Source organism: Streptomyces sp. NPDC031426, assembly GCF_055581585.1.
Genome location: NZ_JBVIJE010000033.1, coordinates 75952 through 84001 on the forward strand (window position 1 = coordinate 75952; position 8050 = coordinate 84001).

General features: G+C 69.6%; 4 protein-coding genes. All 4 read left to right on the forward strand.

Translation table 11 applies throughout. The features are described from left to right. The first annotated feature begins 25 nt into the window (after positions 1 to 25). Positions 26 to 385 (forward strand): STAS domain-containing protein, encoded by a 360-nt coding sequence (locus ACZ5NH_RS39500; protein ID WP_468782449.1) that lies wholly within the window; start codon positions 26 to 28, stop codon positions 383 to 385. Continuing rightward, on the forward strand, positions 382 to 1317 hold the full coding sequence (locus ACZ5NH_RS39505) for an anti-sigma factor RsbA family regulatory protein (protein ID WP_468782451.1): 936 nt from the start codon (positions 382 to 384) through the stop codon (positions 1315 to 1317). The genes ACZ5NH_RS39500 and ACZ5NH_RS39505 overlap by 4 nt, the downstream gene beginning before the upstream one ends. Positions 1318 to 2190: 873 nt before the next feature. After that, a complete protein-coding gene (locus ACZ5NH_RS39510; protein WP_468782453.1) occupies positions 2191 to 6477 on the forward strand; it encodes a HAMP domain-containing protein in 4287 nt (1428 codons plus the stop codon). 91 nt (positions 6478 to 6568) lie between these two features. After that, a partial coding sequence (locus tag ACZ5NH_RS39515; protein WP_468782455.1) for an ANTAR domain-containing protein occupies positions 6569 to 8050 on the forward strand: 1482 nt, incomplete at its 3' end.

Consider the following 8050-nt stretch of genomic DNA (forward strand, 5'->3'; position numbering starts at 1 on the left):
ATTCGGGCAGAGTGAGGGGAAGCGCGTGGATGTCCCACTCGATAGGGAGGCGCACTGCGCCGCGCCGTCACTCGGCGGGGCTCGGCTGGAGGTACGTCCGCTGCTGGAGCGCCCAGGCGTGTATGCGAAAGGCGAGATCGGCGTGAGTACGCGGCCGATGTGGCAGGAAGCCCTCGGCCAGCTGTCACGGCGGAGCGAGAGCTGCCTGTACGTCGAGATGTCCCAGCTGACGTTCATCGACGTGGCGGGGGTGACGGATCTGGTGATGACCGCACGGTCACTGAGTGGGCATCGCCTGCTCGTCCTTGACCAACCACCGCCCCAGGTACCGCGCATTCTGGACTTGTTCTGGCCCGGCCTGGGCGGGATCGAGGTGGCTGCATGACCGGCACCGCACCCGGGCCCCAGGAGTTTGTGCATCCGGCGCTGTTCTACAGCGGGGAGCAGCAGTATGTGACAGGTACAGTCCCCTTCGTTCTCGAGGGGCTGGCCAAGGAGGAACCGGTTGCGGTTGCTGCGCCGCCGGACCGACTCCAGCTGATCAAGGACCAGCTCAGTGACCAGGCCCGTCGGGTTCACTTCGTGGACATGACGCAGGCGGGCCGGAACCCGGGGCGGATCATTCCCGGAGTGCTGCGCCAGTTCGCCGATGCCCATACCAGTGGACGGGTGCGCATCATCGGTGAGCCGATCTGGCCCGGTCGCAGCGCGGTGGAGTACCCCGCGTGTGTGCAGCACGAAGCGCTGATCAACGAGGCATTCACTGGGCGTGCCGTCACGATTCTGTGCCCGTACGACGTCGACGGGCTCGACCAGGGGGTGCTGAAGGACGCTTGGGCCACCCACCCGGTGGTGGTCGCCGAGGGGAGCGAGACGGCTTCGGCTGCGTACAGTCCCGAGGCGGTCGTCGCCAGGTACAACCAGGCTCTGCCCGTGCCGCCGGCCGCCCAGGCGACGAGCTTCGAGGGCAGTGGCCAATTGACAACGGTACGTGAGTTTGCAGTACGGGAGGGTGAGCGGCTGGGGTTGGAGGGGGCACGGCTGCAGGATCTCCAGCTGGTGGTGGCAGAGCTGACCACCAACAGCGTCGTTCATGGAGCAGGTGGCGGCACGCTGCGGATCTGGGCGGAGGACAAGCAGGTCGTCTGCGAGGTGCAGGACGCAGGCCGGCTCACCGATCCACTGGCCGGCCGGCGCCCCCCGGCACCCGAACGGCCCGGCGGCCGGGGCCTGCTCCTCGTCAACCACGTCGCCGACCTCGTGCGTATCCACACCGGTGAGGCGGGTACCACGATCCGCTTCTACATCGGTCGCTGATCACTACGGACCCGGCGGCATCGAGACCGCTCGCCCTTCAGCCGACCGCAAGCCGAGCCTCCCGGCGAGCTGTTGACCGGGCAGCGGACGACAAGGAGGCCGCAGTCGTCGGGCAGCTCGGCGTCGGGTTGCCGGTGGAGCAGCAAGGCACGGATTTCGGTCGGCACTGAGCCCGCCCGTCACGGTTGCGAGCGCGGTGGCGAGTTGTTCCAGGCGCCAACGGCGCCCGGCCATGTCGGCGGCGGTCGCGCAGCTGCTGGCGACGTCCACACCTTCCACGTCCGGCAGGGTGTGCAGCAGGCTGCTGTGGAGGCGTTCGGCGAGGCGGTGCTCGTGCTCGAACGGCCGGCCCCGCCATACATCTGGGCGATCGGATGTTCTCATCCAGGCCCGCCGTTCGGCTCGTGGTGGACGACAGGTAGGCGACGGCGGTGCGTTCGGCCTCCAGCGCATCGAAATCGGTCCACCTGCTGTACGTGCCGACCTGGCCGTCACAGGGACCCAGCTCCGCGATCATGAAAGCCCGTGGGTGATCTGCTCCCAGATGGCGCGTCGGTGGTCGTGCGCAGGGCGGCACCCCTACTGGAGCACACCTACGGCACGATCCTGGTGGACATCGAGAGACGAGAACTGGGCCAACTACCCCATGGCTCCGGTGTCATGCCTGGCACTTCGTGGCGGATTTCTTCCCTGGTACGCAGCGACCGGAGGCTTTGTTCGGCGGGTACCGAGTGGGTTAGCCTGCGGCGTATTTTCTCCTCGCCCAAAGCCGTGAGGTGAGGGAATGCAGAGCGTTTACGGGCCCACCGCGGCCCGCCGGGGTGGGCGAGTCTTCACTGCCGAGGGCTCCAGGGGAGCGGGACGAGGGTGCGCATGAACATCGACAAGGCCGAGCTCATCGACGCCGGGCCGCACAACGGGGAGCTCAGACAGCTCCTGGCGGGGTTGACGGCCGTGCGGGACGGCGACTTCGGGACACGTCTGCCGGAGGACGCCGACGGTCTCATGGGTGAGATCGCGAGCGTGTTCAACGGCATGGTCGATCAGTTGTCCGTGTTCACCTCCGAGGTGACGCGCGTGGCCCGAGAAGTCGGCACCGAAGGGACGCTCGGCGGCCAGGCGGAGGTGCCGGGGGTCTCCGGAACCTGGGCCGACCTGACCGACTCGGTCAACGCCATGGCCGGGAACCTGACCACCCAGGTCCGTGACATCGCCCAGGTGGCCACTGCCGTGGCCAAGGGCGACCTGTCGCAGAAGATCGACGTGCCCGCCCGCGGCGAGATCCTGCAGCTGAAGGAAACCGTCAACACGATGGTGGACCAGCTCTCCGCCTTCGCCGACGAGGTCACCCGCGTCGCCCGCGAGGTCGGCACCGAAGGACGCCTCGGCGGCCAGGCCAAGGTGCCCGGTGTCGCTGGGGTGTGGCGGGACCTCACCGACTCGGTCAACTTCATGGCGGGCAACCTGACCAACCAGGTCCGCAACGTCGCCCAGGTGACCACCGCGGTGGCCAAGGGCGACCTGTCGCAGAAGATCACCGTCGACGCCCGCGGCGAGATCCTCGAACTCAAGAACACCATCAACACGATGGTCGACCAGCTCTCCGCCTTCGCCGACGAAGTCACCCGCGTCGCCCGCGAAGTCGGCACCGAAGGACGCCTCGGCGGCCAGGCCGACGTCAAAGGCGTCAAGGGCACCTGGCGGGATCTGACCGACTCGGTCAACTTCATGGCGGGCAACCTCACCGCCCAGGTCCGCAATGTCGCCCAGGTGGCGACGGCGGTGGCCGAGGGCGACCTGTCGCAGAAGATCACCGTCGACGCCCGCGGCGAGATCCTCGAACTCAAGAACACCATCAACACGATGGTCGACCAGCTCTCCGCCTTCGCCGACGAAGTCACCCGCGTCGCCCGCGAAGTCGGCACCGAAGGACGCCTCGGCGGCCAGGCCGACGTCAAAGGCGTCTCGGGCACCTGGAAGGCCCTCACCGACAACGTGAACGTGATGGCGTCGAACCTGACCGGCCAGGTGCGCTCCATCGCGCAGGTCGCCACCGCTGTCGCACGGGGCGACCTGTCCCGCAAGATCACGATCCGGGCCGAGGGCGAGGTCGCCGCGCTGGCCGATGTGATCAACACGATGGTCGACACCCTGTCCGCGTTCGCCGACGAGGTCACCCGCGTCGCCCGCGAAGTCGGCACCGAAGGACGCCTCGGCGGCCAGGCCCACGTGCCCAACGTGGCCGGCACGTGGAAGGACCTCACCGACAACGTCAACTCCATGGCGAACAACCTGACCGGTCAGGTACGCAACATCGCTCTGGTGACGACCGCCGTGGCCAGGGGCGACCTGTCGAAGAAGATCGACGTGGACGCACGCGGCGAGATCCTGGAGCTGAAGACGACCATCAACACGATGGTGGACCAGCTCTCCGCCTTCGCCGACGAAGTCACCCGCGTCGCCCGCGAGGTCGGCACCGAAGGACGCCTCGGCGGCCAGGCCGAGGTGGAGGGCGTCTCGGGCACCTGGAAGCGGCTCACGGAGAACGTCAACGAGCTGGCCGGCAACCTGACCCGTCAGGTACGGGCCATCGGCGCCGTGGCCAGCGCCGTGGCCGAGGGCGATCTGACCCGCTCGATCACGGTGGAGGCCTCCGGCGAGGTCGCCGAGCTCAAGGACAACATCAACTCCATGGTGGAGTCGCTGCGCGAGACCACCCGGGCCAACCAGGAGCAGGACTGGCTCAAGACCAACCTGGCGCGCATCGCCGGTCTCATGCAGGGCCACCGGGACCTGCCTGTGGTGGCTGAGCTCATCATGGACGAGCTGACGCCGCTGGTGTCGGCCCAGTACGGCGCCTTCTACCTCGCCGAGGACGGTGAGCGCGGCCCGGAGCTGCGGCTCGTCGGTTCCTATGGCAGGCCCGACGACGACGGGCGGCCCACCCGGTTCTCCTTCGGCCGCTCGCTGGTCGGCCAGGCCGCGCGCAGCCGCCGTACCATCACCGTCGACGAGTTGCCGCAAGGGTACGTGACCATCTCCTCCGGGCTCGGCCAGGCGGTGCCGACCGCGCTGATCCTGCTGCCGATCCTCTTCGAGGACCAGGTCCTCGGCGTCATCGAGCTGGCGTCGGTCACCGCCTTCACGCCCGTCCACCGGGACTTCCTGGAACAGCTCCGCGAGACGCTCGGCGTCAACGTCAACACGATCGTGGCCAACGCCCGCACCGACGAGTTGCTGGAGGAATCGCAGCGGCTGACCGCCGAGCTGCAGGCGCGTTCGGTCGAGTTGCAGTCCCAGCAGGACGAGCTGCAGCGCTCCAACGCCGAATTGGAGGAGAAGGCGTCGCTGCTGGCGGCGCAGAACCGCGACATCGAGGCGAAGAACCTGCAGATCGAGCAGGCCCGGCAGGAACTTGAGGCTCGCGCCCAGCAGTTGTCGCTGGCCTCGAAGTACAAATCGGAGTTCCTGGCCAACATGAGCCACGAGCTGCGCACCCCGCTCAACAGCCTGCTCATCCTCGCCCAGCTGCTTGCCCAGAATCCCTCGCGCAACCTCACCCCGAAACAGGTCGAGTACGCGGGCGTCATCCACTCCGCGGGCAGCGACCTGCTGCAGCTGATCAACGACATCCTGGACCTGTCGAAGGTCGAGGCAGGCAAAATGGACGTCACCCCGGAACGGGTGCCGCTGCGCCGGCTCATCGACTACGTCGAGGCCACCTTCCGGCCCATGACAACCCAGAAGGGGCTGGAGTTCGCGGTCACCACGGCGGCGGGCGCGCCCGCCGACCTGCTCACCGATGACTCCCGGCTGCGGCAGGTGCTGCGCAACCTGCTGTCCAACGCGGTTAAGTTCACCGAGCTGGGCAGCGTCGAGCTGGCCATTGAGCCCGCCACGGACGGAGAGGTTCCGCAGGACGTCGTGCGCGGCGGTGCCGTCGTGGCGTTCCGGGTGCGGGACACCGGCATCGGCATTCCGGAGCAGCACCTGGAGTCGATCTTCGGGGCGTTCCAGCAGGCGGACGGCACCACGAGCCGCAGGTACGGTGGAACGGGCCTCGGACTGTCCATCACCCGGGAGATCGCGCATCTGCTCGGCGGTGCCGTGGCGGTGGACAGCGTGCCCGGCCGGGGCACCACCTTCACGCTGTATCTGCCCGTGGCCCGGCCGGACTTCGAAGAGCTGCTCAACGCCGGTCGGCCCACCCCGAACAGCCCGAAACAACCGGCAGGACTCGCATCGGCCGCCACCGCGGGCCAGCCCACCGCTTCGCCGCAGCCCGTCATTCCCCAGCAACGGCCGCGCCGACTCCTGGTGGTGGAGGAACGGCCGCGCGGGCTGCTGACCCTAGTCGCCGAGAGCGTGGTCGCGGACGTGGCCCGGCACAGCCCGGACGACGGCTCCCCGCTGCCGGCGGTGGACGTCATCACCGCCGTCGGAGCGCAGGAGGCAGCGGGCACGCTGGCCACCGAGTCCTGCCACTGCGTCGTACTGGACCTGGACATGCCCGACGGGGAGGCGAGCCGGTTCCTGCGGGCCCTCGAAGGCGACTCGGGCCTGGCGAGCGTACCGGTGCTCATCCACAGCAGCCACCGGCCAGAGGTGGCACGGGCCGAAGCACTGCGCTCCCACCCCGACGACAGGTCCCTGGAGTTCCTGTCCAGCCTGGACGAGCTGCGCGAACGCATCGCCCTACACCTGGCCGCCGAGGCACCCGGGGACGTGCTCTCCCTTGTCCGGGTCGAGGACCCGCAGGACCCCGCACCGCCGGTGGACGACAGTTTCCGGGGCCGTACGGTCCTGGTCGTCGACGACGACGCGCGCAACCTGTTCGCACTCAGCGGGATCCTGGAGATGTACGGCTTCCGGGTGCTGCACGCGGGGAACGGGCGCAAGGGCATCGACACGCTGCTCGCCAACCGCGACATCGCGCTGGTGCTGATGGACGTGATGATGCCGGAGATGGACGGCTACACAGCCACCGCCGAGATCCGCAAGCTGCCGCAGTACGCCGAGCTGCCGATCATCGCCGTCACCGCCAAGGCGATGCCCGGCGACCGGGAGAAGTCCCTGGCCTCCGGCGCCAGCGACTACGTCACCAAGCCCGTCGACACCCGCGACCTCATCGCCTGCGTCCGACGCTGGCTGTCCGCGTGAGCGCGCCGATGCCACCCGCCGACGGGGCGGGTACAGCCCGGCGCGGCACGACCCGCGTCCAAGCGTCGTTCAGCCGAGGAGCGTGCACATCGTGAAGACGCCCGAGCAGCCACGCGAACCGGACGGAGCCGCGTCGGGCACTGCGCCGCTGGAGCTCGCGGGCGTCTCCCCCACCTCCCCCGTCGGCAGGCTGGCCGCCACGGTGGAACGGCTGCGCCGCGAGGTCCGTACCGCGCATGCGGAGGCGGAGGGCCGGGCGCTGATCGAGCTGGCCAAGGGCATCCTGGTCGAACGGCTGGGCTGCGGTCCGGCGCAAGCCGCCCGGCAGCTCGCGGAGCTGACCGCGCAGGCCAAGGTCACGCCCCTGGAGTTCGCGGTGGACGTCATCAACCAGGCCGCCCGCGATCGGGTGTCGGAGATCGCGGACGCCTTCCTGAGCACCGCCGCCGAGACGCCGACGCGCCAGGACACCGCCCTGCGACTGCGGGCTGCGGAGAGCGGAGCGCTGGCCGCGAACGACACTCAGGACGTCGCCAACGCTCTGCTGGAGCATGCACTGCGCCCGCTCGGCGCGGTCGCCGTGGCCGTGTGGAGTGCGGGCGCGGACGGCTCGCTCACCCTCAGCGGAAGCGCCGGCTTCTCCCCCGCCGAGGCCGTCCGATGGCGTTACGTCCCCCCGGAGGTGGCGACCGTGGCCCGCCGGGGGCTGACCGAGCTCACCGGTCAGTGGTTCGAGTCGCTCGCCGACATCGGGCTGCCCACCATCGGCCGGCACCTGCATCCGGCCGGCGGCCGGGTTGCGGTACCCGCCGGCACGGGGGGCCGCATCCACGGCGTCCTGGAGATCGCCTGGCCCGGGCCGCTGGAGCCGCAGCCGCCGCAGATCGTCCGGCAGGTGGAAGCCCTGGCCGAGCTGTGCGCGCACACCCTGGAGACGTACACGCTCCGCCAGTGCCCCGGCCAGAACCCACGGATCCTGCCGGACGCCGCCGAATTGATGGAGCTGGCCGATGGACTGCACGACCCCGCACTGGTGCTGGTGCCGCACGTCGACGGCTCCGGCCAGCTGGTGGACTTCCGCATCCAGCACGTCAACAGCCGTTTCCTGGACCCGAGCGGCCGGCCGCGCGCGGTGGTCAGCGGAGCGCTGTTGCTCGAGGCGTACCCCATGGCCGCCGGGAAGAGCGAGCTGTTCCAGCGGGTCGAGCGGGTCTACGCCACCGGCGAGCCGTTCCGGGGCCGCCGGGTGCCTCTGACCGCTCTCGTCGACCAGGTGCCGCTGTCGGCGGTCGCGGACCTCAGCATCAGCCGGCACGGCAGCAGCGTGCTGCTGATCTGGCGTATCGAGGACGAGACGGCGCGGCTGGCGAGCCTGCTCCAGCACGCCCAACGTCTGGGCCGTATCGGCGGCTTCGAGGAGAACCTGCTCACCGGTGAGATCACCTGGAACGACCAACTGTTCCACCTCTACGGCCGGTCCCCGGCGAGCACGCCCGTACCGCTGGAGGAGCTGCCCGCGCACGCGCACCCGGACGACGCGGTGGCCCTCGGCCGGTTCCTGCGGACGCTGCTG

Bases quoted from the DNA above. Each gene is read 5' to 3' on its own strand.
- ACZ5NH_RS39505 (WP_468782451.1), top strand. From the start codon at position 382: ATGACCGGCACCGCACCCGGGCCCCAGGAGTTTGTGCATCCGGCGCTG.
- ACZ5NH_RS39510 (WP_468782453.1), top strand. From the start codon at position 2,191: ATGAACATCGACAAGGCCGAGCTCATCGACGCCGGGCCGCACAACGGG.